This is a genomic window from Billgrantia aerodenitrificans (assembly GCF_021404405.1).
In the GTDB taxonomy this organism is placed as follows: domain Bacteria; phylum Pseudomonadota; class Gammaproteobacteria; order Pseudomonadales; family Halomonadaceae; genus Halomonas; species Halomonas aerodenitrificans.
Genome location: NZ_JABFTV010000002.1, coordinates 332,353 through 358,686, shown reverse-complemented (window position 1 = coordinate 358,686; position 26,334 = coordinate 332,353). Strand labels below are relative to the sequence as shown.

The following is a 26,334-nucleotide window of genomic DNA, read 5'->3' as shown; positions in this document are numbered from 1 at the left end:
GCGGCCTGGCCGGGCATCATGCCCGGCTTGCCTTGCCCTCTGCGTTGCGCTGGCTGCGCTCACGCCGCCAGGTAGCCAGATCTTCCATCACCTTGTAGGCCAACGGCACGAAGATCAGCGCCAGCGAACTGGCCATGATCATGCCGCCCACTACCACGGTACCGATCTCCTGACGGCTGTTGGCCCCCGCTCCGGTGGCGAATACCAGCGGCAAGGTGCCGATGATGAAGGTCAGTGCCGTCATCAGGATGGCGCGGAAACGCTGCTGGGCTGCGGCCAGTGCCGCATCGAAGGAGCTCATCCCGGTGCGTCGATTCTGCGCCGCGAACTCGACGATCAGGATGGCGTTCTTCGCCGCCAGACCGATCAGCACCAGCAGCCCCACCTGGAAGTAGATGTCGTTGGGAAAACCGCGCAGCATGGCTGCCAGCGCCGCTCCCAGCACGCCGAAGGGTACCGCCGTGGCCACCGCAATCGGCAGGGTCCAGCGCTCGTACTGGGCGGCCAGGATCAGGAACACCATCACCATGGCCAGGCCGAAGGCGAGCCCACCCGCACCGGCGGCGGCATCGAGCTGGTAGGCCTCACCGATCCAGCCCAGCGAGCTGTTGGCATCGAGCACCTGGGCGGCGACCTCCTCCATCGCTTCCTTGGCCTGGCCGGTGGTATAGCCCGGGGCCGCGTCGGCAAGGAAGTTGACCGCGCTGTTGACGTTGAAGCGGTTGATGATGTCCGGCCCGCTGGTGCGCTCCAGGCTCACCAGACTCGAGAGCGGCAGCATCTCGCCGTACTCCGAACGCACGAAGACCTTGTTGAGATCCTCAGGCTGGCTGCGGAACTCGCCCTCGGACTGCAGGTTGACCTGCCAGTTGCGCCCCGCCAGGGTGAAATCGTTGACGTAGAGCGAACCGAAGGTGCTCTGCATCGCCTCGAACACCTGGTTGATCGGCACGCCCATGGCCCGTGCCTTCTCACGGTCCACTGCGGCACGATAGCGGGGAATGCCACTGTCCAGGGTGATGCGCGCGTTGGTCAATTCCGGCCGCTCGTTGGCAGCTGCACTGAGCCGCTGACCGAGCGTTTCCAGCTCCTCGGTGGTCACGTCGCCACTCACCTCGAGGTAGCCCTCTACCCCGCCGGTGAGAGAAAGCCCCATGATCGGGGGCGGCGTGAAGGCGATCACCATCGCCTCGGGAATACCGGCTCCCATGCCGATGATGCGTCCGGCCACGGAAGCGGCGTCCTGCCCCGGCCCGGTGCGATCGCCCCAATCGGCGAGATTGGCAAAACCGATACCCGCATTGGTGCGCAGCGAGCCCGCGATCATGTCGAAGCCCGCCACCGTGGTGAACTGATCCACCTCGTCCATGCCCAGCAGCATCTGCGTGATCTGATCGCGCACCGCCTCGGTACGCGGCAGCGCCGAGGCCGGCGGCAGATTGTAGACCACCAGCGCCGTACCCTGGTCTTCCTGCGGCACCAGGCCGGAGGGTAGACGAGTCAGCGAGAACAGCGTCAGGGCGATCACACCGATGAACAGCACCATGCCCAGCAGCGCATGGCGCAGCAGCTTGCTCACCAGCCAGGCGAAGCCGTTGGTAAGCTTGTCGAAGGCGGCGTTGAACCACTGGAAGGGCTTGGCCACTTCGTGCTTCTGCTTGTCGAGCATCAACGCGCACATGGCCGGCGTGAGCGTGAGCGCCACCACGCCGGACACCACCACCGAAATGGCGATGGTCACGGCGAACTGCCGATAGAGCTCACCGGTGAGCCCGCCCAGGAAGGTGACCGGTGCAAATACCGCCACCAGCACCAGGGTCGACGACACCACCGCACCGGCGACCTGCTTCATGGTCTCCACGGCGGCATCCCGCGCCTTGAAGCCCTGCTCCTTGATCAGTCTGTCGACGTTTTCCAGCACGATGATGGCGTTGTCCACCACGATACCGATGGCCAGTACCAGCCCGAACAGGGTGAGCATGTTGATGGAGAAGCCCAGCGCCAGCATGCCGGCGAAGGTACCGATCAGCGACACCGGAATCGCCACCACCGGGATCAGGGTTGCACGCAGGTGCTGGAGGAAGACGAAGGTCACCACCACCACCAGCGCTACCGCGATCAGCAGCGTGATGAATACCTCACGAATGGAGATCTCGACGAACTCCGTGGTGTCGTAGGGCACGACGTACCCAACCCCCTCGGGGAAGCGCGAGGACATGTTCTCCAGTGCCTCGTGTACCGCCGTGGCGGTATCCAGCGCGTTGGCGCCAGGCTGCAGGTACACACCCATGGGCACTGCGCCCTGGCCGTTGTAGGTGGCAGAGAATGCGTAGCTCTGCGAGCCCAGCTCGACACGTGCCACGTCGCCCAGACGCAGGGTGCCACCCTGCTCGTCGGCGCGCAGGATGATGCGTTCGAACTCCTCCGGCTCGGACAGCTGGCCTGGGGTGGAAACGGCGAAGGTGAAGGCCACTTCTTCTGGGGCCGGCTGCGCGCCGATGCTACCGGCGGCAAACTGGGCGTTCTGCTCGCGAATGGAGGCGGCTACGTCGGAAGGCGTCAGGTCGTACTGCGCCAGCTTGTCCGGCGACAGCCACACGCGCATGGAGTAGTCCTGGGCGCCGAACAGCGAGGCATCGCCCACCCCGGGCAGACGCACCAGCTCGTCGAGCACGTTGAGCAGCGCGTAGTTGGAGAGAAATAGCGGGTCGCGGGAGCCATCCGGCGAATACAGTACCGGCACCATGAGCATGTTGGTGGAGCGCGCCTCGACGCGCACGCCCAGCGTCTGCACCTGCTGCGGCAGCCGTGAGAGGGCGGCCTGCACCCGGTTGTTGACGTTGATCGCTGCCTGGTCCGGGTCGGTGCCCATCTCGAACGAGACGGTGATCTGCAAACTGCCGGCATCGGTAGCCGTCGATTCCATGTAGAGCATGTCGTCGACGCCGTTGATCTCCTGTTCCAGCGGGGCGGCCACGGTCTCGGCAATCACCTGAGCGCTGGCACCGGGATACTGGGCCTGGACCACGACCTCGGGCGGCACCACGTTGGGATATTGCTCCACCGGCAGCGCGCGCAGCGCCGCCGTGCCCACCAGCACGATGATGATCGAGATGACCGAGGAGAAGATCGGCCGGTCGATGAAGAACCTGAGCATTACGCCTCCTCGTCGGTCTCGGCTTCGGCTTCCGCCGCCGAGGCCTCGGCCTCTTCAGCCGCCTGCTGAGCCTCTTCGGGGCTCAATTCATTGACCCGAACCGACATGCCATCCTGCAGACCCACCAGACCGTTGACCACGATGCGCTGATCGGCCTCGAGGCCGGTCAGCACCACCTGGCGACCGTCGATGACGGGGCCGAGCTCCACGGTACGTGCGTGAGCGGTATCGTCCTCGACGACGAAGACGCGCGCTCCCTGAGGCCCTTGCCCCACCGCCTGCTGGGGTATCAGAAAGACGTCTTCGAGCTCCTGCACCAGCACGCGAACGCGCACGAACTGCCCCGGTACCACTTCTCCCTGAGGGTTGGGGAACACGGCGCGGGCCGACACACTGCCGGTACGCGGATCGATGGTGCTGTCGGTGAAGTCCACCACCCCACTCTCTTCGTAGGCGCGGCCGTCGGGCAGGGTCAGCAGCGCCTCACGCTGCTCGGACTGACCATTGGCGGACAGGGCGCGCCGGGCCGCTCGCTGCAGAGCGGCATCGCCCTCGGGCAGCGAGAATCGCACGTGTACCGGGTCCTGCTGGGTCACCGTGGTCAGCAGCGTGCCCCGCTCGATCAGGCTGCCCTCGGGGAAACTCTCGAGCCCGGTCATGCCGGCCAGCGGCGCGCGCACCTCGGTGTAGTCGAGGTTGAGCTCGGCAGTAGCCACGCCGGACTCGGCCAGAGCGTAGCGCGCCTCGGCCAGCTCGCGAGCAGAAAGCGCCGAGTCGCGCTCGCGCTCGCTGACGGCGTTCTGCTGGAACAGCGTCGAGATACGCCGCCACTCGCGCTGAGTCTGGTTCAGCTCGGCCTGGGCATTGGCCAGCTCCGCCCGGGCGCGCTGCAGCTCGATCTGGTACGGCTCACGGTCGATACGAAACAGCGGCTCGCCGGCTTCCACGACCTGGCCTTCGGTATAGAGGCGCTCTTCCAGGATGCCCTGCACACGAGCGCGCACTTCCACTTCCCGCGAGCCGCGCACACGGGCGGCATACTCCTCCACCACATCGACCGAACGCGGCTCCACGCGCTGTACGTAGACATCGGGCGGCGGGCGTCCACCGGCGCCGGCGGGAGCTCCGCCGTTTCCATTCTGCTCGCACCCTGCCAGCAGGGAGACCAAGAGGCCGACAGCCAGTATCCATTTCACGGGAAGGCGCGCTCCCGGAAGTGACAAATGCATATTGGATCTCCGCTGGATATCGTGGTTCGTCAGAGCAACACGCCTTGTAGCAGGGGTCGCACGGGCAGGTGATTAGCTGGCGATGGATTATATCTACAACCTTGTATGTATACTAGCCTTACCCCGTTTCCCTCGTTCCCCCTAGGTAAGGCGAGGACCGAGAAAACAGGTTATGCTGCAAAGCAGCATAAGGTGGCGACGGAGGTCGATATAAATGGATGTGATGGAACTGGTCACGCTGAAAGACTTGGAGATAGCGGTGCGCATCTGGCACCCGGAGGCGCCGAAAACCGTTATCGCCTGGCATGGGCTGGCACGCCACGGTGGCGATTTCGAAAAATTCGCCCGCACACTCGGTCCTGAGTGGCGTGTGCTGGCTCCGGACACCCCCGGACGAGGGCTTTCGAGCTGGTCGCCCATTCCATCGAAAGACTATCTCTATCGCAATTACATGAATGTAGCACTGGCCGTGCTGGATCACTTCGAACTGGAGCGAGTGCCCTGGGTCGGAACCTCGATGGGTGGGCTGTTGGGAATGCTCCTGGCTGCCGAAACTGAAAGCTCGCATCGCATAGAACGTCTGGTGCTGAACGACGTCGGCCCCGAGTTGAATCCCCAAGGCTTGATGCAGTTGGCACTCTATTTCGGCAGACCGCATCGTTTCACCACCTTCGCTCAGCTGCAAGCCGAGCTGACCGAGCATTATCACGGTTTCGGCATCGAGGGAGACGAAGCCTGGCGTCAACTGGCACTTGGCAGCGCAAGGCGTCTGCCTGACGGCAGCTGGACCTACCATTACGATCCCCGCATCGCCGAACAATTCATCAACGACACACCACGCGACACCTGGGCCGACTGGCGAGCGATCAACTGCCCGCTGATGGTAATACGCGGCGCCGAATCGCCGCTGCTGGATGCCGATAGTGTCGTGAGCATGGCCAAGGCACAGCCCGACCTGGTTACTCTGGAAGTCCCCGGCTGCGGCCATGCGCCGATGCTCGACCGTAGTAGCCAGGTAGCCCCCATCGCTGAATTTCTCACCCGCCCCCCACACCAGAAGCCAGCACGACATCCGCAGCACTCCGAACGAGGCTGGTGGCAACGCTTGATCTCCTGGACCAGGCGACGCACCGCTTTGAAGAGCGCCGACTAACCCTTTTTAGCAACCGTAAAGCGAGTTGGTTCCAAGCGGCGCTAAGGAAGCGCTGAACAAATAGACGAGCGAGATGAAGTGCAAGGCGCACGGAGCACAGGAACCGGAGCATATGGGGTATATGTGAGGATTCCGAGCACCGCGCAACGCAGCAATTCGCTCGCGCAGGCATTTGTGCAGTGTTTCCCTAACGTGGCCGGCTGCGCAGTATCCGCCCTTCGGGATGTACCTCCAGCCGCTCCCCACTGCCCGTTCCTACCACGTCGTCCCGCCAGATAGGCCGGCGCTCGCGCGGGGTGATGGTAGCGGGCCGTGCCGGTTCATCCGGCCGCGGGGCGTGGCCCCAACGCAGATAGGGGTCGAAGAGGAACCAGGGGAGTTCGATGGTGAACGTAGGGTCGAACTGACGGCGCTGACGCCAGTGCTCACGATGCCAGGCCAGCGGGTGCTGCACGGGCAGGAAGAGCGCTCCGTGGTTGGTAGCTCCGGCCTCGTCAGGCGCGGCCCAGGCGCTCGAGCCAAGCACGAAACAGCCTGTCAGCAGAAGCCCACCGACGACGCCCCACCGCCGCTTTTTCGATTCGTGCATGACCTTTCCCCCCGGCATCATCGCCCTCGGCGCACCGGCCAAGCCTCCAGTATAGGCATAGCGGTGCTGCCGGCTAGGTGTGAGAGCCTTCAGCTAGATGTAAGAGCCCCGCGCGGCTCGGCTCGATAGTCCCGCGGCTCGATACGCCATGCCCTGAGCCGTGAACGCAGGGTAGTCGGCGGCAGGCCCAATAGCTCTGCCGCACCGCCCGGCCCCGAAATCTTGCCGCCACAAGCGCGCAGCGCCGCTACCGCATTGGCACGCAGGTGCCGTGTCATCTCCTGTTCGGTCTGCGGTTCCCGCACCTCCCCGTGGCCTACCCGCCCGAGCGGCGCCGTCGAGCTCGGCAGCGCCAGGCTGTCGGCGCCCGTTGACGACAGCAGCTCCTCGAAGGCGAGGTCACGGCGCTGAGCGACGATGACCTGACGCTCGATCACGTTCTCCAGTTCGCGGATGTTGCCCGGCCAGGGATAGCGCTTCAACGCCTCCATCTGCGCCGGTGGGATGCGCATGCCAGGCTTGTTGAACTTCTGACAGGCACGGCGCAGGAAATGGTTGGCCAGCAGCGGCACGTCGCCGATTCGCTCGCGCAGAGGTACCGAGGTGATGGGAAAGACGTTGAGGCGGAAGTAGAGATCCTCGCGGAACTGGCCGGCGGCGATCATCTCGCCCAGCTCACGATTGGTCGCCGCGATCACACGCACGTTCACCTCGCGGGTACGATCGTCGCCCACTCGCTCGAACTGCTGATCCTGCAGTACCCGCAGCAGCTTGCTCTGCAGCTCCAGCGGTATCTCCCCCACCTCGTCGAGAAACAGGGTCCCGCCATCGGCCAGCTCGAAGCGTCCCGGTCGATCGCTCACCGCACCGGTGAAGGCTCCCTTCACATGGCCGAAGAACTCGCTTTCGAACAGGTCGCGGGGAATCGCCGCACAGTTGACCCGAATCAGCGGCCGGTCGCTGCGGCTGCTGCCGGCGTGGATCGCTCGGGCGATCAGCTCCTTGCCGGTGCCCGACTCGCCGGTGACCAGCACGTTGGCGTCGGTGGGCGCCACCAGCGCGATCTGGCGCACCAGGTGGGCCACTGCCGGACTCTCGCCGACGATCTCACGATGGTTGATCTCGGCGGTGATCTCTTCCTGCAGATACTGGTTCTCCAGCTCCAGGCGCTGCCTTAGCGATTCCACCTCGGCCAGGGCATCGCGCAGCTGCTGTTCGGCCCGCTTGCGCTCGCGAATGTCACGGAACAGCACCACGGCGCCCACCAGCCGCCCGGTCTCGAAGATCGGCGTGCTGGTGTACTCCACCGGGATCGCCTCGCCGTTCTTGTGCCAGAACACCTCGTTGTCGACCCGATGCACCTGACCATCGCTGAAGGAGGCGTGAATCGGACACTGCTGCACAGGAAAGTGGCTGCCGTCGGCATGGGTGTGGTGGAACATCAGGTGAGCGTCATGGCCGACCATGTCTTCGCTACTCCAGCCCAGGATGCGCTCGGCGGCCGGGTTGACGAAGGTGGTGCGGCCCTCGGCGTCGAGCCCGTAGATGCCCTCCCCGGCGGCGCCCAGGATCAACTGGTTTTGCCGCTCGATGCGCTCGAACACCTGCTCGACCCGCTCCCAGCCCACATGACCGCGACGGTGACGCCGCCACAGTTCGGCCCGCGCCCGGCGCTGCTCGGCCTTGTCGAGCTCGATCACGCCGAACATCAAGCAATGCTCGTCCAGCGCCTGCCCGTACACCTCCACCCGGCGCGGAGCGCGCTGCACATCGAACAGCAGCAGGTCGTCGGACCAGGCCGGTGAGCGCTGCTGGGTTTCGTCGCTGAACGCTACCCACATCGGCAACGAAGGTCCCAGGCAGTGGCTGAAGGGGCGTGAGGCGAGCCGCTCGAAGTCGGCACCCAGCAGGCGACACGCCTCGGCGTTGGCGGCCAGCAGCCGGTCGGCCCGGGGATCGGCCAGCAGCATGGCGATGGGGGCATGATCGAAGGCAAAGCGCTCCGGTACCTGGGGCAGAGACATGGTGGAACTCCAACAGGAAGTCTGCCCTGATCCATACAAGCAGCGTACCAGTGACGACATTTCGTCGTGAAAGCAACGAGATATCGTCAATGACGGAATTTCGTCGCATATCGTCGCCTTTTCCCGCCACTCTCTCTCATCCTGCAAGCCATTGTTTTTACGAAACTAGAAAGAAAAGCACGAGGAATGGCACGTGACTCGCTTGGCAGGAGAGAGTGCCGGCACGCCTTGTCCCCATGCACCAGGCGAGTGCAGGCAATCGATTACCTGCGTTCTCGAGGGGAACCACATGAACAACGATCACAACAGTCTGGGAAACCCGTTCGATCATCGTCAGTCACTGGTCCATGGCCGCCACTGCGGCTGTGGTGAGTGTTCGGCCAGCCGCGATGATGCCAGCGACGCCCCACGCGACAGCGAAGCGATGATGGATCGCGTCGTGGAGAGCGCTCTGGTGCGCGGCATCTTCGGCCACAGCGACATGCATCGCCGCCAGTTCATGAAGCTGGTCGGCGGCGGTACCGTGGCGGCAGCGCTGTCTACCATTCTGCCGCTGGGCGCGATCAAGGCCGCCGCCCAGGAGAGCCTGGGGCCGCTGGAGAAGAGCCAGCTGGATATCGGCTTCATCCCCATCACCTGCGCCACGCCGATCATCATGGCCCACCCCATGGGCTTCTACGAACGCTACGGGCTCGACGTGAACGTGATCAAGGCCGCGGGCTGGGCGCTGATCCGCGACAATTCGCTCAACGACCGCTTCGATGCCGCCCACATGCTGACGCCGATGCCGCTGGCCATGACCCTGGGCGCCGGCTCCAGTTCGCGGCACTTCGTTGCGCCGGCCATCGAGAACGTCAACGGCCAGGCGATCGTGCTGCACAACGACCATCAGGACAAGCGCGACCCCGAGCAGTGGCGCGGTTTCACCTTCGGCGTGCCCTTCGAGTACTCGATGCACAACTTCCTGCTGCGCTACTACGTGGCCGAACACGGTCTCGATCCGGATCGGGACATCCAGATTCGCGTCATCCCGCCGCCCGAGATGGTCGCCAACCTGCGCGCCGGCAACATCGACGGCTTTCTCTCTCCCGACCCGTTCAACCAGCGCGCGGTCTATGAGCGGATCGGCTTCATCCATCTACTGACCAAGGAGATCTGGGACGGCCACCCGTGCTGCGCCTTCGCCACCAGCGCGCGCTTCGCTCGCGAGAACCCCAACACCTATGGCGCCCTGCTGCGCGCCATCGTCGATGCCACCCAGTACTCCTCCGACCCGGCCAACCGCGCCGAGATCGCCGAGGCCATCGCCCCCGCCGCCTATCTCAACCAGCCGGTAACGGTGATCGAACAGGTGCTGACCGGGCGCTTCGCCGATGGCCTGGGCAACGTGCAGAACGTGCCCGACCGCATCGACTTCGATCCCTTCCCCTGGCACTCGATGGCGATATGGATCCTCACCCAGATGAAGCGCTGGGGCTACATCAACGGCGACATCGATTATCAGCAGATCGCCCGCGACGTCTATCTCGCCACCGATGCCCGCGAGGTGATGCGCGAACTGGGCTACGACGCCCCGGAGGAGAACGCCCGCCAGTTCGAGATCATGGGCAAGACCTTCGACTACACCGAGCCCGAAGCCTACGTCGAGAGCTTCGCGCTGAGGAGGAGCTGACATGGACCGCACCACCACCGAATGGAAACTGAGCCTGAACGCTCGGGCCACACTGCTGGCCGTGCTGCTGCTGGTCGTGGGCCTGGGCCTGTGGGAAGGTCTCGAGCGTGCGCCCGTGCTGGGCGGCGGCGAGGAGCTCAGCGAATACGAGCTGCTGATGGGAGGCGCCGACGAGACGGCACGGGTACCGCCGCCCTCGGCGATTCTCGAACGCGCCTGGGTCGAGCTCTCCAACCCCTTCTACGACGCCGGCCCCAACGACAAGGGCATCGGCATTCAGCTCGGCTATTCGCTCTACCGGGTGCTCACCGGCTATCTGATGGCGGCGGTGATCGCCATTCCCGTGGGCTTTCTGATCGGCATGTCGCCGCTGATGTACCGCGCGCTCAACCCCTATATCCAGGTGCTGCGGCCGATCTCGCCGCTGGCCTGGATGCCGCTGGCCCTGTTCATCATTCGCGACGCCGAGGCCTCGGCCATCTTCGTGATCTTCATCTGCTCGATCTGGCCGATGCTGCTCAACACTGCCTTCGGTGTGGCAGGTGTGCGCCGCGACTGGGTCAACGTGGCCCGTACCCACGAGCTGTCGCCGCTGAAGACGGCCTTCAAGGTCATCCTGCCCGCCGCGGCCCCCACCATCCTCACCGGCATGCGCATCTCCATCGGCATTGCCTGGCTGGTGATCGTGGCCGCCGAAATGCTCGTGGGTGGCACCGGCATCGGTTACTTCGTGTGGAACGAATGGAACAACCTCGACCTGACCAGCGTGATCTTCGCGATTCTGGTGATCGGCGTGGTGGGCATGCTGCTCGACCTCGCGCTCTCCTCCGTCGCCCGGCTGGTCACCTATCAGGAGTAAGCGCCATGAGTCATGCCTTCGTGGAAGTTCAACAGGCCGCCAAGCGCTTTCCCGGCAGCAAGGGCAGCGCGGATCTCACGGTCTTCGAGAACGTCAGCTTCCAGCTGCAGAAGGGCGAGTTCGTCTGCATCATCGGCCACTCCGGCTGCGGCAAGTCGACCATCATGAACGCCCTGGCCGGGCTCGACAGCCTGAGCGACGGCGCCATGATCATGGATGGCCGCGAGATCGACGGCCCCAGCCTCGAGCGCGGCGTGGTGTTCCAGAACTACAGCCTGCTGCCGTGGCTCACGGCACTGGAGAACGTGCGTTTCGGCGTGCGTGCCCGCTGGCCCGAGTGGAAGGAGAGCCAGGTCACCGAACACAGCCTGCACTACCTGGAGATGGTCGGGCTCAAGGAAGTGATCACGCGCAAGCCGGCCCAGCTCTCGGGCGGCATGCGCCAGCGGGTCAGCATCGCCAGGGCCTTCGCCACCAAGCCGGAGCTGCTGCTGCTCGACGAGCCCTTCGGTGCGCTGGACGCACTGACCCGTGGCGTGATCCAGGACGAGCTGCTCAAGATCTGGAGCCAGGACCGCCAGACGGTGTTCATGATCACCCACGACGTGGATGAGGCAATCCTGCTGGCCGATCGCATCTTCCTGATGACCAACGGCCCAGAGGCGCGTATCGCCGAGGCGGTTGAGATCGACCTGCCGCGGCCACGCTCCCGGGGCGAGATCGTCAAGCATCCACACTTTTACACCCTGCGCAATTACCTGGTCGATTTCCTCGTCAATCGCGCCAGCGACCTGCGCACGCTCTCCCAGGATTCACGCGGCCTGCACTACCCGCGGCCGGTCAACCCCGTCGCCGAGGCAAGCGCCCCGGCCACGTACCACAAGGCCGATGCGCCGGCATCCGCCTCACCCAAGCTGGTCAACCTCAGCGCCAAGGAGAAACATCATGGATAAGCTCGAAATGCGCCATACCCTGCTCGCCGCCAAGGCCCGCAAGAAGCTGAGCTGGGACGAGATCGGCAAGGCCATCGGCATGTCGCCGGTGTGGACCGCCTCGGCCTGCTACGGCATGAACAGCGCCAGCCGAGAGGTAGCCCACAAGCTGTGCGACGTGCTCGAGGTCGACACCGAGGTCGCTGACGCTCTCACGGCTTTCCCCACCAAAGCCTGGGACGAGGCGATCCCTCAGGACCCATTCATCTATCGCCTTTACGAGGTGGTGGGGGTCTACGGCGAGACGCTGAAGGACGTGGTACAGGAGAAGTTCGGCGACGGCATCATGAGCGCCATCGACTTCACCATGGAAGTGGACAAGGTCGAGGACCCCAAGGGCGACCGGGTACTGCTAACTCTGAACGGCAAGTTCCTGCCCTACAAAGCCTGGTAAGCGGTCACGCCCCCGCCGCCAGGGCGGGGGCGATGCAGGTCAAGGCAAGGGATTTCCGGGTCAGAACCGATAGCTCAGCGACAACGCACCGTGCACGGTGCTGTTCACCTGCTCCTCGAACTCCTTGCTACGCCACACGTGAGCCAGGCTCACCTCCCACTGCTGCAAGGTCAGCGCCACGCCGACGACGGCATCGCCGACCCACTCGCGACGGTCGACCGAATGGCTGTCGCGCACGGTGTTGCCGTCCAGCAGCAGATTGTGCGCCACGTAGCGCCCCTGCAGCGCGGCAAAGAGATTCCAGCCGCTGCCTGGCGACGTCGCGACCTGACGATAGCCACCGCGCTCGATGCTCAGGGAGGGCCAGCCCATGCTGGCATCGAGCCCGCGGCCGAGCCGCAGGCCGTAGCCGCCGCCAGCCTGCACCAACAGGTTACCGAGAGAGGCCGACACGCCCGGGCCATGCTGCATCTCCAGCCACCCCAGCGAATGGCTTTGCCACCAATGGCGACGATAGCCCAGGTTGAGAATGGGCTCGTTGCCCAACTGGTGAGACCAGCCACGGGGGCGCTGACTGTTGGTGAAGCGGTGTACCTCGCGCTGAACGCTGTCGGCGGAGGTAACGGGGCCGACCGCGCCGAGGTCGAGCTGGAATGCCTCTTCACGATGCCAGGCACCGCTCAGCGGCTCTCTGCCATATAGCGCCAGGCCGCCCAGGATCAGGCCGGCATAGGGGCGGTCGTCCTCGATCAGGTCGCGGCGCTCCACCTCAACCGGCGTGTACATGCGATAGCTCAGGTGATAGCTGATGGCATCCACCGAGCCGAGCCACACGCCGGGCAAGCCATGGGTGACGCGCTGGCTCCAGTGCTGCGGCGAGACCGCCCGGGTCCAGTGCAGCTCTACCCCGGAGGTGTAATGGTCGTCGTCGCTGCTGACCATGCCGTCGTTGTCCACTTGCAGCGTCACGACGCCCGAGCCGGCTAAAGCCGGCGTGGCCAGCAAGCAGCCAACGACGACACGCCGAATGAAACCGCCGATGCCTCGATTCATAAGGTTCTCTTCCTTGAGCGAGCCTAACATACACGAGTGTATGTACTTTTCATCACTCTCGGCAAGATGATTCAAACGTACCCTTGAATGAAACGATCCTCGCTACCCGGATTCGACGGCCGCTACCGCGCGTTCTACACCGCCCCGATAGCCGCCGCCGAACAGCAGCAGATGATTGAGCAGCGGGTAGAGCTGGAACAGGGCCTCGCGCCGCGCCCAGTCGCCCGGTACATTACCGTCCCAGTAGGCCTCGAAGAAGACATCGCCGGGCGAGCCGAACAGCGTCAACATGGCCAGGTCGACCTCGGGATAGTGGCGATACACCGCGGGGTCGATGATTGCCGGGCCTTGAGGCGTATGCAGCACGTTGCCGGACCAGAGGTCGCCGTGCAGCAGACTCGCCGGCGCATCGGGCAGCCAGCTCTCCAGCGCTTGCGCCACGGTTTCGATACGTCGACGCAAGGGGGCGTTGAGCAGCCCGCGCGCGTGACAGGCCTGCGCCAGCGGCAACAGGCGACGCTCGCGCTGGAAGGCTCGCCCGTCGGCCATGGGCGCATTGGGCTGGGGCGTACGACCACAGGCGTTGTCACGCGGCCAGCCATGTTCGCTCGCGGTGAGGGAATGCAGCTGACGCAGGCCCTCGCCCAGCGCCGAGGCAGAGCGCGGCGAGCGCGAACCGCTGACCAGCGCCTCCAGCACCAGCCAGCCGTCGCCCAGCGCCAGCACCTCGGGCACCCGTAGCGAACTCCCCGCCTCACGCAGCGCCCGTAGCCCGTCCGCCTCGCCGGCCAGGCGCTGCGCATCGTCCTGCTTGGCCACCACCGCCCCCTGGTCCGTTTCCAGCCAGTAAACGGCCGCCATATCACCGCCTCCCAGCGGGCGCAGCGCCCCCTGAGGCGAGAGCCCTCGTGTCTCCAGCAGCGTCGCAAGCCTTCGATCCATTGACTCCCTCCTTGATCGTCTGATCTGACAACCGCTCTAAACCACTACAGTAAGGGAGAAACCATGCCATGCCGGAGTCCACTACCCAAGGGCACCCACAGAGGTGACGTATGGTGAAGCACGACGACAGCCATGACATGGCGAACGACAAGGTCGAGCGGCGCTTGCTGGCGTTGCTCGAAGCGCTGGTCAAGGAGATTCGGCCCGACCGTGACGATGACATTCGCGTCACGCTGACGTCGCGGCTGGACCGGGATCTGGGGCTGGACAGTCTGGCCCGCTCCGAACTGCTGCTGCGTATCGAGCAGGAGTTCGGTGCTCGCCTGCCTGAGTCGGCGCTGCTGGCCGAGACCCCCGCCACCCTATTGGAGCTGCTGCACTCTTCCACGGCGGAGTCGTCTCACCGGGTCGCGACGGAGCCCCTATCGCCGAGACGTGAAGCAGCCAGTGCCGAGGTGGCCGATCCAGGCGGCGAACCGAGCGATGCAGAGACCCTCAATGCCGCCATGGACTGGCACCTGCAGCGACATCCGGATCGCTCTCACCTCTATGTCTATGGCGATGGAGATGAGCCGAAAGTTCTCAGCTACGGTGAACTTAACCGGGAGGCGCAAGCCATCGCCACCGCACTGGCGGCGCGCGGCATTCGGCATGGCGACCGCATCGCGCTGATGCTGCCGACCTCGCCCGACTACTTCGTCGCCTTCCTGGGCATACTGCGCGCGGGTGCCGTGCCGGTTCCCATCTACCCACCGGCCCGCCCGTCCCAGCTCGAGGAGCACCTTCGGCGCCACGGGCGCATCCTGAGCAATGCCGGCGCGGAGCTGCTGATCACCGTCGATGAGGCGCGTAAGGTGGCGCATCTGCTGCATGCCGAGGCGCCGCAGCTGCGCCATGTCGTCACCTTGGCAGAACTCGACGCACCCTCCGCATCGGTCGCTCCCCGCGCCCCCAGCGCCTCGAGTCTGGCGCTGCTGCAATACACCTCGGGCAGCACCGGCGATCCCAAGGGGGTACAGCTCACTCACGCCCAGTTACTGGCCAACATCCGCGCCATGGGCGACCGGCTGGAAGCCGCACCGGACGACGTCTTCGTCAGTTGGCTGCCGCTGTACCACGACATGGGGCTGATCGCGGCATGGCTGGCCAGCCTCTACTACGGCATCCCGCTGGTGGTGATGTCGCCGCTGGCCTTTCTGTCGCACCCGCTGCGCTGGCTGGAGCTGATCGATCGCCACCGCGGCACCATCTCCGGCGCCCCCAACTTCGGCTACGAACTGTGCCTGCGCGCCATTCCTGCGGAACAGGTTCAGACTCTCGACCTGAGCAGCTGGCGGGTCGCCTTCAACGGCGCCGAGCCGGTCAGCGCCACTACCATGGAGCAGTTCGCCGAACGGCTGGCCCCCTGCGGCCTGAAGCGCGAGGCATTGATGCCGGTCTATGGCCTGGCCGAAGCAGCGGTAGGTCTCTGCGTGGCCAAGCCCGGCCGCGGACTGGTGATCGACAGGATCAACCGTGAGCGCTTCGCGTCCAGCGGCGAAGCACGCCCCGAGAGCGACCCGGCGGCGGCACAGCCCTTCGTCAACTGCGGCCCGCCGCTGCCCGGCTATGCCCTGCGCATCGTCGACGCCGAGGGTAGTGAGCTCGCCGAGCGCCAGGAGGGCGATCTCGAGTTCCGTGGCCCGTCCGCCACCGAAGGATACTTCGACAATCCCGAGGAGAGCGAGAAATTGTGCCACGACGGCTGGCTGCGCACCGGCGACCGTGGCTACCTGGCCGAGGGCGATCTCCACATCAGCGGACGGCGCAAGGACATGCTGGTGCGCGGCGGGCGCAACATCTACCCCTACGACATCGAGACGGCGGTTGGCCGGTTGGAAGGCGTGCGCCGAGGCTGCGTGGCGGTGTTCGGCGACCCCGACCCGACCACCGGCACCGAGTCGCTGGTGGTAGTGGCGGAGACCCGAATCGACGACCCGGTCAAGCGCCAGGAACTGTGCCGCACCATCGCCGATACGGTAGTGGATGTGGTCGACCTGCCGGCCGACGACATTCGCCTGGTGCCGCCCCACAGCGTACTCAAGACCTCCAGCGGCAAGATCCGCCGCGCCGCAACCCGCGACTTCTACCGCCAGGGCCGCTTGGGCGAGAAGCCACTTCCGGTCTGGCGTCAGGTGGTCAAGCTGACGCTGCGTGCGTGGGTCAGACGCGCACGCCAGGGGCTATCGGCGGCGGGCTATTGGGCTTATACCTCTATGCCTGGTCGCTCTTCGGGGTCGGTTTCATGCTGTTCGCCCTGGTAGGCCTCCCGCTGCCGCGGCTCGCCTGGCGCTGGCGCGTCGCTCACTACGTCTGCCGGGCCATGGCTCGGCTGGCCGGCATCCGTGTCGAAGTGAGTGGTCTGGAGCACCTCCCGCACGGCCGCCCCTGCGTGATAGTCGCCAATCATGCCAGCTACCTGGATGTGCTGATTCTCACCGCGGCCCTGCCCTGCAGCGTGCGCTACCTGGCGAAGGAGGAACTGGAGAGCCGCCCGGCAACCCGTCTGCCACTGACCCGCATGGGAGCGCTGTTCGTCGAGCGCTTCGACCCGCGCCAGGCGGAACAGGACATGCAGCAGGCCGAGCGGGCAGTAGCCAACGGCGACACACTCGCCATCTTCCCGGAAGGCACCTTCACCACCGAGCCCGGACTCGGCGACTTCCACATGGGCGCCTTTCTCACCGCTGCCCATGCCAACGTGCCGGTGGTCCCGGTCGCCATCGCCGGCTCGCGGCACTTGCTGCGAGGCAAGGAGTGGCGGCCCCATCCGGGCAAGGTGGCGGTGCAGATCAGCGCCGCCCTCGAACCCCAGGGAAGCGATTGGGATGCGGCGCTGAAACTGAAACACGCCGCCTGCGAGGTCATACTGCATCATGCTGGCGAAGGTCGGCGCCGCTCATGAGCACGCCCGCCAATAAAAAGGCCACCCCGCAGGGTGGCAAGCTGGACACAGCAAGGGCTGGCTGTGATCACTCAGGCAGGAGCACGCTGTCGATGACGTGAATGACGCCGTTGCTTGCCTCGATATCGGCTTGAATCACGGTGGCGTCATTGATCATTACCGTGCCGTTGGCGGTGGTAATGGTGATGTCCTGTCCCTGCACCGTGGTGGCGCTGTCCAGGCCCATGGCATCTTCGGCCATGACTTTCCCTGCCACCACGTGGTAGGTCAGCACGGCCTGGAGCTGCTCGATGTTCTCGGGCTCCAGCAGACTCTCCACGGTACCCTCGGGCAAGGCGGCAAAGGCCTCATCGGTGGGAGCGAAGACGGTGAAGGGCCCCTCTCCCTTGAGGGTCTCGACCAGCCCAGCGGCTTCCAGCGCGGCAGCCAGGGTCTCGAACTGCCCGGCCGCCACGGCGGTGTCCACGATGTCCTGCTTGTCTCCATGACTGCCGGCCTGAACGGCGCCCGCCAGCATGAGGCCAACCAAACCTGCTCCCATCCACTTCGTGGCTACCACATGAATCGGTTTCATCGGGTCATTTCCTCAGTGTGTACGTATAGGGTGGAGCGCCATGAACAACCCAACCCTGTACAGACAATAGTTACTGTACAGCTATTGGACAAGTATTTTTTCGCTGCACTGCTGTGTGAACAGCCAAGGGGCTGACGCTGCCTGTCAGCTGTGGCAAAAAGGGGGGAGAACGGAAGCCACTCAAGATCGTGACAGGGAGATAGCGATGTACAAGCTTGCCTTCTTCGTACCGCTGGAGGATGCCGAGGCCGTCAAGGAAGCCGTATTCGTCACCGGCGCCGGGCGCATCGGCGACTACGAGGCGTGCTGCTTCGAGACCCGCGGCACCGGTCAGTTTCGCCCGCTGGATGGCGCTAGCCCGCATATCGGTCAGGTAGGAGACCTGGAAAAGGTCGAGGAGGTGAAAGTGGAGATGGTCTGCCAGGACGATCTGATCCACGACGCCGTCGAGGCCCTGCGCGCCGCACATCCCTATGAGGAACCGGCCTTCGACGTGTGGAAGCTGGAAACCTTCTAGGAGTAGGCGGCGTGAACCGAGCCCGGATCTCAGTCCACCCGTACGCCATGATGTTGGGCCAGTGCCTCGCGATAGCGTGCGTAGACCGTCTCATAGGCCCATACGCTGGCCGCCTTCGGCTCGGCCAGCGAGGCATCGTCGAGATGGACCAGACGCTCGCACAGTTCGCTCAGCGTTAGATCGTGCCGCTCGCACCAGGCCGCCTGCAACGCCGCTCCCAGCGCCGCGGCATCGGTCACCTGGGGGCAGATCACCGGGGTCGCGCTCACGTCGGCCACCATCTGACGCCACAGCGGGCTTTTCGCCCCGCCGCCGATCAGGCGGATCTGGCTCGCGCCGGCGGCCAGCGGGCCGAGCAGCTCGAGGCCATAGCGCAGGCCGAAGGTGGCGCTCTCCACTACCGCCCGGCACAGGTTGGCCTGGGTCAGATTGCGGCTGTCGAGCCCCAGGAAGCTGGCCGTGGCGTGGGGCAGCGCCGGCACCCGCTCGCCGTTGAAGAACGGCAGCACCGTCACCCCCTCGGCACCGATCGGCGCCGCGGCCAGGCGCTCGCCGAAGGCGACCAGGTCGAGCTCGAACAGCTCGCGCACCAGGGTGCTGGCCGAGGTGACGTTCATGGTACAGACCAGCGGCAGCCAGCCGCCGTGGCTGGCGCAGAAATTGGCCACCATGTCGCTCTCGGCGCGCACCGACTCGGGTGAATAGGCGCACACCGTGCCCGAAGTACCGAGGCTCAGGGTAACGATACCGGGGGCGATGTTGCCGGTGCCGATGGCACCGAGCATATTGTCGCCGCCCCCGCTGGCTACGATCACGTCAGGCGGCAGCCCGAGCTCGCGAGCGAGCTCGGGACGCAGCGTGCCGGCGGGCTCGCGGGAGTCGATAAGCCGCGGCAGTACGCGCTCCGGGTCGAGCTCCGGGGCGATCTCGGCGAAGACGTCATGGCGCCAGCGGCGGGTACGGGTATCGAAGTAGCCGGTGCCCGAGGCGTCGCCCGCCTCCGCCACCTGCTCGCCGGTGAGCCAGAAGTTGAGGTAGTCGTGTGGCAGCAGCACGGTGTCGATACGGCGGTAGGCATCCGGATGCGTATCGCGCAGCCAGGCGATCTTCGAAGCGGTGTAGCCGGTCTGCAGCACCAAGCCGAGCCGTTCGAGACAACCCGCCGCCCCGCCCAGCCGCTCCACCAGGGCGGCATTGTGCGCCGCCGTCTCGGTGTCGCACCACAGCTTGGCGGAATGCACTGGCAGGCCCTCGGCGTCGAGCGCCACCATGCCGTGCTGCTGACCGGAAACGCCGATGGCGCGTATCGCACGGCGCTCGATGCCGGCCCGAGTCACGGCCTCCTCGTAGGCGCCACGAAAGGCCTCGAGCCACTCCTGGGGGGCCTGCTCACGACGCCCGTTCGCCCCCTCGACCAGGCGATGGGGACGGCTCGCCTCGCCGAGGATCGCCTCGCTCTCGACGTCGACCACAACCACCTTGGTGCTCTGGGTGCCGCAATCCACCCCGATGTACATACCGCCGCTCCTCACTCCCTGACCAGCGTTTCAAGCGTAGCGCGTGCGCCGCGTTCGTGCAGGCTTGCCAGCGTCGTGAGGTAGGCCTCGCGAAAGCGCTCATGCTCGGCCAGGTCGCCGAACAGCTCGCGGTTCTCGATGAAGGCGCCGGGCCGCGTGCGGTTCTCGCCAGCCAGGGCCATCAGCTCATGCTTGAGGCGGTCGACCACCGTAATCGGCTCACCCCGCTCGTCCAGGCCCTCGGCGTAGCGTGCCCAGCTGGCCACCACCGCCGCGCTGCGGTGGATCTCGCCGCCCGTTGCCAGTTGCTCGCGAATCACCGGTACCAGCCACTTGGGGATACGGTCGGAGCTCTCGGCGCACAGCCGCGCCAGGGTGTCCTTGATCTCGGGGTTGGCGAAGCGCTCGATCAGGGTCAGGCGGTACTGCTCGAGATCCACCCCGGGCACCGGGGCCAGGGTCGGGCTGCCCTCGTGGCGCATGTAGCCGAGCAGGAAGTCGACGAACAGCGGATCGCGGCACACCTCGTGGGCATAGCGGTAACCGGCGAGAGTGCCGAAGTAGCACAGTGCCTGGTGGCTGGCATTGAGCAGACGCAGCTTCATCAGCTCATAGGGTTCCACGTTCTCGACCACCTGCACGCCGACCCGCTCGAACGCCGGCCGGCCGCAGATGAAATGATCCTCCAGTACCCATTGGGTAAAGGGCTCGCACACCACCGGCCAGGCGTCCTCGACGCCGAACTCGTGCGCCAGCTCCTCGATGTCGACCGGCTGGGTGACCGGTGTGATGCGGTCGACCATGGCATTGGGAAACGGCACCTCGGCTTCGATCCATTCGGCCAGCGCCGGGTCGCGGGCCCGGGCGAAGGCAACGAACATGCGCCGCGCCACTTCGCCGTTGCCTTGGATGTTGTCGCAGGACATCAGCGTGAACGGCGCCAGACCTCGTTCTCGGCGGCGAGCCAGCGCCTCCACCACCAGGCCGAAGGTGGTGCGCGGCGCTTCGCGCGAGTCGAGGTCGTGGCGCACGTCGGGGTTGCCGAGGTCGAACTCTCCGGTGACCGGGTGGAAGTTGTAGCCGCCTTCGGTGACGGTCAGCGAGACGATGCGAATGGCGGGGTCGGCCATGTGCTCGATCACCGCCTCGGGGTCGTCGGGAGCGAACAGGTAGTCGAGCATGGCGCCTATCACCCGCGGTTCACGCTCGCCGCTGGGATGCTTCACCACCAGGGTGTAGAGATGATCCTGGGCTGCCAGCACCTCCTGCATGCGGCGATCGCCGGGCATCACGCCGACGCCGACGATGCCCCAGTCCAGGGCCTCGCCGCGGTTCATCAGCGCATCGAGATACATGGCCTGGTGGGCGCGATGAAAACCGCCAACGCCGATATGCACGATACCCGGCGTCACCTTCCGGCGGTCGTAGCGCGGCACGGCCACCCGCGAATCGAGGTGGGAGAGCGTGGCGTTGCTAAGAGCAGGCATAGGGGCACTCCTTGCCGCAGGCGGCAATGAACGAAAAATGGATCGGCGGTCCGGACGAGTCGCGGGTCAGCGCCAGTAGAGGTCCGGTGCGACGGACTCGCGCTTGATCAGTCGGGCATTGAGCATGTCCTTGTGGCGCGCCTTGTCTATGGCACCCTCGTGGTCCTGGCCCATGCCCAGCCAGCGCTGGATCAGGCGCGCTTCGAGCACCTCGTCGGCCACCTCGAGCAGCAGCGTCATGTCGAACAGCGGGCGCAGCTCGCGCCAGGGGTCGCGGTCGAGCAGCAGATAGTTGCCCTCGACGATGACGATGCGGTGCGTCGTGGCGATCAACCGCCCTCCAGCCCGGGCCAGGTCCAGCGGGCGGTCGAACACCGGCACCGCCACGTTTCGGTCGGCGCGGCGAATGCGCTCCAGGTCGTGCCTGAGGCCATCGGGATCGAAGGTCTCCGGCGCGCCCTTGATCGGTAGCTGGCCCAGCGGTTCGAGAATGGCGTTGTCGAGGTGATAGCCATCCATCGGCACCACGGCGGCAATGCCGGCCTGGCGCTCGTTGAGTTCGCGGCACAACCACTCAGAGAGGAACGACTTGCCCGCCCCCGGCGGCCCGGCCAGGGCGACGATGAAGCGCTGCCGGTTCTCCGCAGTCTCCAGTAAACGCACCGCCATATCGTGGATATTGGGGTTCATTTTTTCAGCTCATCCAGTTACCGCCGTCCACATTGATTGTCTGAGCGACCACATACTCACTATCGTCGCTGGCCAGAAATACCGCCGCTCCGGCGTGATCCTCCGGCTTGCCCATGCGCCCGTAGGGCACCGCCTCGCCGACCAGGCGCTTCTTCTCGCCCAGCGGGCGATCTTCATAGCGGGCGAACAGCGCGTCGACCTCGTCCCACATCGGCGTGTCGACCACCCCCGGGGCGATGCCGTTGACGCGAATACCGTGCTTGATCAGGTCGAGCGCACAGGACTGGGTCAGACTGATTACCGCCGCCTTGGTGGCACAGTAGGTGCTCACCAGCGCCTCGCCGCGCCGCCCCGCCTGGGAGGCCATGTTGATGATCGCCCCGCCCTCGCCGCGGGCCACCATCTGCCGCGCCACCGCCTGCAGGGTGAAGAACAGCCCCTTGGTGTTGACCGCGAACTGACGGTCGAAGCTCGCCTCGCTCACCTCCAGCACCGGCGCCATGTCGAATACCGCGGCATTATTGACCAGGATATCGATGGCGCCGAGATGTTGCGTGACCGCCTGGACCATGGCCTGGATGGAATCGACGTCGCAGACGTCGAGGCATACTCCCATGACGCGGTCGGCGGCCACCGCACGCAGCCCTACCAATGCCTCGTCGATGGCGCTGCTGTCGATGTCGGCAATCGCCACCCGGGCCCCTTCGGCGAGATAGCGCTCTGCAATGGCCAGGCCGATGCCCCGCGCGCCACCCGTTATCACGGCGACCTTATCTTGCAGTTTCATCTTGGGCCTTCCTCGTTGGTTTCATTCGTGGCCGCCTTTGCACCGGCACGGCGCCGTTCACGCCACAGCTGAATCAAGGTCTCGAGGCCACGCATGGCCGGCAGCACCCGCCACGCCCCGGCCTCCAGCAGTCGTGCGACATGGCCCTCCTCGATGTGACTGGCACCGGTGAAGCCGATCACCGTCATGCCGGCGGCGTGGGCCGCGGTCACGCCGGAAACACTGTCTTCCACCACCAGGCAGTCGCCCGGCGCCCGCCCCATGCGGCGTGCCGCCAGCAGGTAGAGATCGGGCGCCGGCTTGGGCCGTTCGACCTCGTCGGCGGTGAACAGCGGCACCTCGCCCAGTCGGGCGTCGAGACCGGTGACGGCCAGCGAAGCCAGCACCCGCCGACGGCGGCTGTTGGAGACGATGGCCAGCGGCAGCTCGATGCCGGCCAGGGTATCCGCCACGCCTTCGACGGCACGCAGCTCCTCGGCCAGGCGCGCCTCGATGGCGCTGTCGATACGCTCCAGTGCATCGGCGGGCAGACGGTGGGCGCTCTGCCGCTCCAGCCGTGCGAGAATCGCCCCAGTGGTCATGCCCAGCGCCTGGCGCAGGGCGACGTCATCGGGAATGTCCGGCAGCAACTGGCGGAGCTGCTGCATCAGCGTCGCCTCGGCAATTACCTCGCTGTCCACCAGCACGCCATCGCAGTCGAAGATCAGCGTTTCCATGCCTGCCCCACTCATAGGCGACCCGCCGCGGCAGGAGCACGATTGTCCTGGCGGTTGAGCCCGGCCAGGGGGTGTCGGGCGAGACTGGGCAGCGCCAGCCCCTCGCCGTCGAAGAGATGCGCGCAGTCGCGCTCGAAGCCGAAGCGCAGAGTATCGCCGACCCGGCTGGCGACGTTGCCGTCGGCGCTCACGGTAACCAGGGTGTCCTGCATGCGCACGTAGAGCGAGGTCACCCCGCCCAGACGCTCGATCACCTCGATGCGTCCCGAGAGCGGCCCCTCCGGGTCGAGCTGCAGATGCTCAGGGCGAACGCCCAGGGTCAGGGCGTCATCGTCGAGGCCGCTGCCGTCCACCGGCACCGTGCAGGTGTCGCCGCCGGGCAGGCGCACCTCGACGCCGGTAGCCGCCGCGCTCACCCGCTGCACCTCCAGGAAGTTCATCTTCGGCGAGCCGATGAAGCCGGCCACGAAGCGGTTGCGCGGGTGGTGGTAGAGCTCCATGGGCGAGCCCACCTGCTCGACCACGCCGCCCTGCAGCACGACGATCTTGTCGGCCATGGTCATGGCCTCGATCTGGTCGTGGGTGACGTAGATCATGGTGGCGTCGAGTTCCTCGTGCAGGCGCGCCAGCTCGATGCGCATCTGCACCCGCAGCGCCGCGTCGAGGTTGGAGAGCGGCTCGTCGAACAGAAAGATGCTGGGGTTGCGCACGATGGCGCGGCCGATGGCCACCCGCTGGCGCTGCCCACCGGAGAGCGCCTTGGGCTTGCGTTCGAGCAGCGGCTCGAGCTGCAGGATCGATGCCGCCTCACGCACCTTGCGCCGGCGTTCCTCCTTGGATACCCCGGCGAGTTTGAGGCTAAAGCCCATGTTGTCCTCGACGGTCATGTGCGGGTAGAGCGCGTAGCTCTGGAACACCATCGCCAAGCCGCGCTCGGCGGGGCCGACCTCGTTCATGCGTACGCCGTCGATCAGGATGTCGCCGCTGGTGGCGCTCTCGAGGCCGGCGATCATGCGCAGCAGGGTCGACTTGCCGCAGCCGGAGGGGCCGACGAAGACCACGAACTCACGGTCGTTGACCTCCAGGTCGACGCCCTTGATCACCTCGGTGTCATCGAAGCGCTTGACGATGTCGTGCAGTTGTAGCGTTGCCATGGGGAAACCTCGTTACTTGACGGCGCCGAAGGTGAGACCGCGTACCATCTGCTTCTGGGTCAACCAACCGAAGATCAGGATCGGCGCGATGGCCATGGTCGAAGCGGCCGAGAGCTTGGCCCAGAACAGCCCCTCGGGACTCGAGAACGATGCGATGTAGGCGGTGAGCGGTGCGGCGTTGGACGAAGTGAGATTGAGGCTCCAGAACGCCTCGTTCCAGCTCAGGATCACCGACAGCAGCCCGGTGGAGGCGATGCCGGGAAGGGTCAGCGGCAACAGCAGGTAGACCACTTCCTGGAAGGTGTTCGCGCCGTCCATGCGCCCCGCTTCGAGGATGTCCCGCGGCAGGTCTTTGAAGAAGGTGTAGAGCATCCATACCACGATCGGCAGGTTCATCAGGGTGTAGACGATGATCAGCCCGGAGCGGGTGTCGAGCAGGCCCAGATCGCGGAAGATCAGATAGATAGGCACCAGCACGCCCACCGGCGGCAGCATCTTGGTGGAGAGCATCCACAGCAGCGTGGCCTTGGTGCGCCGCGTGGGCAGAAAGGCCATGGCGTAGGCAGCGGGGATGGCGATGAGTAGCGCCAGCAGGGTCGAGCCGAAGGCCACCACCACGCTGTTCATGGCGAACTTGAAGTAGTCGGCCCGGGCCTGAACGGCCACGTAGCTCTCCAGCGTCGGAGTGAAGATCAGGCTGGGGTCGGCAATCGCCTCGGCCTCGGTCTTGAAGCCGGTCAGCACCATCCACAGGATGGGAAAGAAAATGATCAGCGCAATGCCCCAGCCCAGCAGCGTGAGCCATAGCCGCCGCATCCCGGCGCTTGGCATCAGCGGCGTATGCCGGGCCCGCGCTCCGCTGGACGTGGCGGCCAGGTGGCCCTCGGCCGGCAGCACCTTGGTCTTGAGTGTGGTCATGAGCGGCTCCTCGCCTCAGTTTTCCAGGTTCCTGGCCACCAGCCGGACCAGGAAGATGGCGACGATGTTGGCCAGGATGATGGCGACCACCCCACCCGCGGAGGCCAGGCCGACGTCGAAGTCGAGCAGCGCCTGCATGTAGATCAGGAACGCCAGGTTGGTGGTGGCGAGCCCCGGGCCACCCGAGGTGGTGACGTAGATCTCGGCGAAGATCGTCAGCAGGAAGATCATCTGGATCATGATCACCACGCTGATGGCACGCTTGAGGTGCGGCAGAGTGATGTAGAAGAACACCGCGATGGGGCCGGCCCCGTCCATGCGTGCCGCCTCGACCTGATCCTCGTCGAGAGACTGCATGGCAGTGAGCAGGATCAGCAGCGCGAACGGCAGCCACTGCCAGGCCACGATGATGATGATCGAGGTCATCGGCAGCGACGAGAACCAGTCCACCGCCGGCAGCCCGAACACCCCGGCGAGCCACGCCAGCACCCCGTTGCTCGGGTGCATCATCATGTTCTTCCACACCAGCGCACTGACCGTGGGCATGACGAAGAACGGCGAGATGGCCAGCACCCGAGCGATGCCGCGACCGGGAAACTCCTGCTGGAACAGCACCGCCAGCAGCACGCCGCCGACCACGGTGATGGTCAGCACCGAGCCCACCAGCACCAGGGTGTTGCCCATGGCGCGCCACAGCGCCGGGTCGGTGAACAGGAATTCGTAGTTTTCCAGGCCGGCGAAGCCGACCATCTCCGGCATCAGCAGGTTGTAGCGCTGCAGAGAGAACCATACGGTCATGCCCAGCGGCACCAGCATCCACAGCAGCAGCAGCGTGACCGCGGGCGCCTGCAGCGACAGCGAGCGCAGACCGCCGACGGTACGCCCGGAGGCGCGTGTCTTGCTCATAGCATCACCACGGAAGGTCGAAAGGTTGGCCGCCGGGCACTACCCCGGCGGCAGGGCGGG

23 protein-coding genes are annotated in these 26,334 nt (G+C 65.7%); 8 read left to right on the top strand and 15 right to left on the bottom strand.

Annotated features, from left to right (window positions below; all coding sequences use genetic code 11):
• Positions 1-16: 16 nt before the first annotated feature.
• Together HOP59_RS04895 and HOP59_RS04890 are read right to left on the bottom strand one after the other, a co-directional pair.
• On the bottom strand, positions 17-3,157 hold the full coding sequence (locus tag HOP59_RS04895) for an efflux RND transporter permease subunit (RefSeq protein ID WP_010629314.1): 3,141 nt from the start codon (positions 3,155-3,157) through the stop codon (positions 17-19).
• Complete coding sequence (locus tag HOP59_RS04890; protein ID WP_234253041.1) at positions 3,157-4,353, bottom strand: efflux RND transporter periplasmic adaptor subunit; 1,197 nt, start codon at positions 4,351-4,353, stop codon at positions 3,157-3,159. Before HOP59_RS04890 ends, HOP59_RS04895 begins: the two co-directional genes overlap by 1 nt.
• A 247-nt stretch (positions 4,354-4,600) precedes the next feature.
• On the opposite strand from HOP59_RS04890, the gene HOP59_RS04885 reads away from it, so the two are divergent.
• Positions 4,601-5,539: an alpha/beta fold hydrolase gene (locus HOP59_RS04885; RefSeq protein ID WP_234253040.1), complete on the top strand. Its 939-nt coding sequence runs from the start codon at positions 4,601-4,603 to the stop codon at positions 5,537-5,539.
• A 187-nt stretch (positions 5,540-5,726) separates the two neighbouring features.
• Here HOP59_RS04885 and HOP59_RS04880 read toward each other — a convergent pair whose 3' ends face one another.
• Together HOP59_RS04880 and HOP59_RS04875 are read right to left on the bottom strand one after the other, a co-directional pair.
• Complete coding sequence (locus HOP59_RS04880) at positions 5,727-6,128, bottom strand: hypothetical protein (RefSeq protein ID WP_234253039.1); 402 nt, start codon at positions 6,126-6,128, stop codon at positions 5,727-5,729.
• Positions 6,129-6,217: 89 nt separating this feature from the next.
• Positions 6,218-8,152 carry a sigma 54-interacting transcriptional regulator gene (locus HOP59_RS04875; RefSeq protein WP_010629317.1) on the bottom strand — a complete coding sequence of 645 codons (1,935 nt, stop codon included), beginning with the start codon at positions 8,150-8,152 and terminating at the stop codon, positions 6,218-6,220.
• A gap of 289 nt (positions 8,153-8,441) precedes the next feature.
• Between HOP59_RS04875 and HOP59_RS04870 the strand changes: the two genes are divergently transcribed.
• Genes HOP59_RS04870 through cynS form a run of 4 tightly spaced genes read left to right on the top strand, consistent with a single transcriptional unit; the run spans position 8,442 to position 12,069 of the window.
• Complete coding sequence (locus tag HOP59_RS04870; RefSeq protein WP_010629318.1) at positions 8,442-9,824, top strand: CmpA/NrtA family ABC transporter substrate-binding protein; 1,383 nt, start codon at positions 8,442-8,444, stop codon at positions 9,822-9,824.
• Between the two features lies 1 nt (position 9,825).
• On the top strand, positions 9,826-10,683 hold the full coding sequence (gene ntrB / locus HOP59_RS04865) for a nitrate ABC transporter permease (RefSeq protein ID WP_010629319.1): 858 nt from the start codon (positions 9,826-9,828) through the stop codon (positions 10,681-10,683).
• 5 nt (positions 10,684-10,688) lie between these two features.
• Entirely contained in the window at positions 10,689-11,636 is a 948-nt protein-coding gene (locus HOP59_RS04860) for an ABC transporter ATP-binding protein (protein WP_234253038.1), read from the top strand.
• A complete protein-coding gene (gene cynS / locus HOP59_RS04855) occupies positions 11,629-12,069 on the top strand; it encodes a cyanase (RefSeq protein ID WP_010629321.1) in 441 nt (146 codons plus the stop codon). Before HOP59_RS04860 ends, cynS begins: the two co-directional genes overlap by 8 nt.
• Positions 12,070-12,129: 60 nt before the next feature.
• Here the strand turns inward: cynS and HOP59_RS04850 are convergent, their stop codons facing one another.
• Together HOP59_RS04850 and HOP59_RS04845 are read right to left on the bottom strand one after the other, a co-directional pair.
• Positions 12,130-13,122, bottom strand: coding sequence for a lipid A deacylase LpxR family protein (locus HOP59_RS04850; protein WP_234253037.1), 993 nt, complete (start codon positions 13,120-13,122; stop codon positions 12,130-12,132).
• Positions 13,123-13,224: 102 nt separating this feature from the next.
• Positions 13,225-14,064, bottom strand: coding sequence for a fructosamine kinase family protein (locus HOP59_RS04845; RefSeq protein ID WP_234253036.1), 840 nt, complete (start codon positions 14,062-14,064; stop codon positions 13,225-13,227).
• Between the two features lie 110 nt (positions 14,065-14,174).
• On the opposite strand from HOP59_RS04845, the gene HOP59_RS04840 reads away from it, so the two are divergent.
• Together HOP59_RS04840 and HOP59_RS04835 are read left to right on the top strand one after the other, a co-directional pair.
• The gene (locus HOP59_RS04840) at positions 14,175-16,367 is read left to right on the top strand and encodes an AMP-binding protein (RefSeq protein WP_234253035.1); all 2,193 of its coding nucleotides are present in this window, start codon (positions 14,175-14,177) and stop codon (positions 16,365-16,367) included.
• A complete protein-coding gene (locus tag HOP59_RS04835; protein WP_234253034.1) occupies positions 16,349-17,008 on the top strand; it encodes a lysophospholipid acyltransferase family protein in 660 nt (219 codons plus the stop codon). Before HOP59_RS04840 ends, HOP59_RS04835 begins: the two co-directional genes overlap by 19 nt.
• Positions 17,009-17,075: 67 nt before the next feature.
• Here HOP59_RS04835 and HOP59_RS04830 read toward each other — a convergent pair whose 3' ends face one another.
• Positions 17,076-17,582: a fasciclin domain-containing protein gene (locus HOP59_RS04830; RefSeq protein ID WP_010629325.1), complete on the bottom strand. Its 507-nt coding sequence runs from the start codon at positions 17,580-17,582 to the stop codon at positions 17,076-17,078.
• A 205-nt stretch (positions 17,583-17,787) separates the two neighbouring features.
• Between HOP59_RS04830 and HOP59_RS04825 the strand changes: the two genes are divergently transcribed.
• On the top strand, positions 17,788-18,099 hold the full coding sequence (locus HOP59_RS04825; protein WP_010629326.1) for a YqfO family protein: 312 nt from the start codon (positions 17,788-17,790) through the stop codon (positions 18,097-18,099).
• Positions 18,100-18,128: 29 nt separating this feature from the next.
• Here the strand turns inward: HOP59_RS04825 and xylB are convergent, their stop codons facing one another.
• The 8 genes from xylB to HOP59_RS04785 all read right to left on the bottom strand — a co-directional run bounded on the left by xylB (position 18,129) and on the right by HOP59_RS04785 (position 26,274).
• A complete protein-coding gene (gene xylB, locus HOP59_RS04820) occupies positions 18,129-19,616 on the bottom strand; it encodes a xylulokinase (RefSeq protein ID WP_234253033.1) in 1,488 nt (495 codons plus the stop codon).
• 11 nt (positions 19,617-19,627) lie between these two features.
• The gene (locus HOP59_RS04815) at positions 19,628-21,103 is read right to left on the bottom strand and encodes a mannitol dehydrogenase family protein (RefSeq protein WP_234253032.1); all 1,476 of its coding nucleotides are present in this window, start codon (positions 21,101-21,103) and stop codon (positions 19,628-19,630) included.
• Between the two features lie 66 nt (positions 21,104-21,169).
• A complete protein-coding gene (locus HOP59_RS04810) occupies positions 21,170-21,793 on the bottom strand; it encodes a nucleoside triphosphate hydrolase (protein ID WP_234253031.1) in 624 nt (207 codons plus the stop codon).
• 4 nt (positions 21,794-21,797) lie between these two features.
• Entirely contained in the window at positions 21,798-22,580 is a 783-nt protein-coding gene (locus HOP59_RS04805; RefSeq protein WP_234253030.1) for an L-iditol 2-dehydrogenase, read from the bottom strand.
• Complete coding sequence (locus HOP59_RS04800) at positions 22,577-23,296, bottom strand: HAD family hydrolase (RefSeq protein ID WP_234253029.1); 720 nt, start codon at positions 23,294-23,296, stop codon at positions 22,577-22,579. The genes HOP59_RS04805 and HOP59_RS04800 overlap by 4 nt, the downstream gene beginning before the upstream one ends.
• Positions 23,297-23,307: 11 nt before the next feature.
• Positions 23,308-24,450 (bottom strand): ABC transporter ATP-binding protein, encoded by a 1,143-nt coding sequence (locus HOP59_RS04795; protein ID WP_234253028.1) that lies wholly within the window; start codon positions 24,448-24,450, stop codon positions 23,308-23,310.
• A gap of 12 nt (positions 24,451-24,462) precedes the next feature.
• On the bottom strand, positions 24,463-25,368 hold the full coding sequence (locus HOP59_RS04790) for a carbohydrate ABC transporter permease (protein ID WP_010629335.1): 906 nt from the start codon (positions 25,366-25,368) through the stop codon (positions 24,463-24,465).
• Positions 25,369-25,383: 15 nt separating this feature from the next.
• Positions 25,384-26,274, bottom strand: a complete 891-nt coding sequence (locus HOP59_RS04785; RefSeq protein ID WP_234253027.1) for a carbohydrate ABC transporter permease — start codon at positions 26,272-26,274, stop codon at positions 25,384-25,386.
• Between the last annotated feature and the right edge of the window lie 60 nt (positions 26,275-26,334).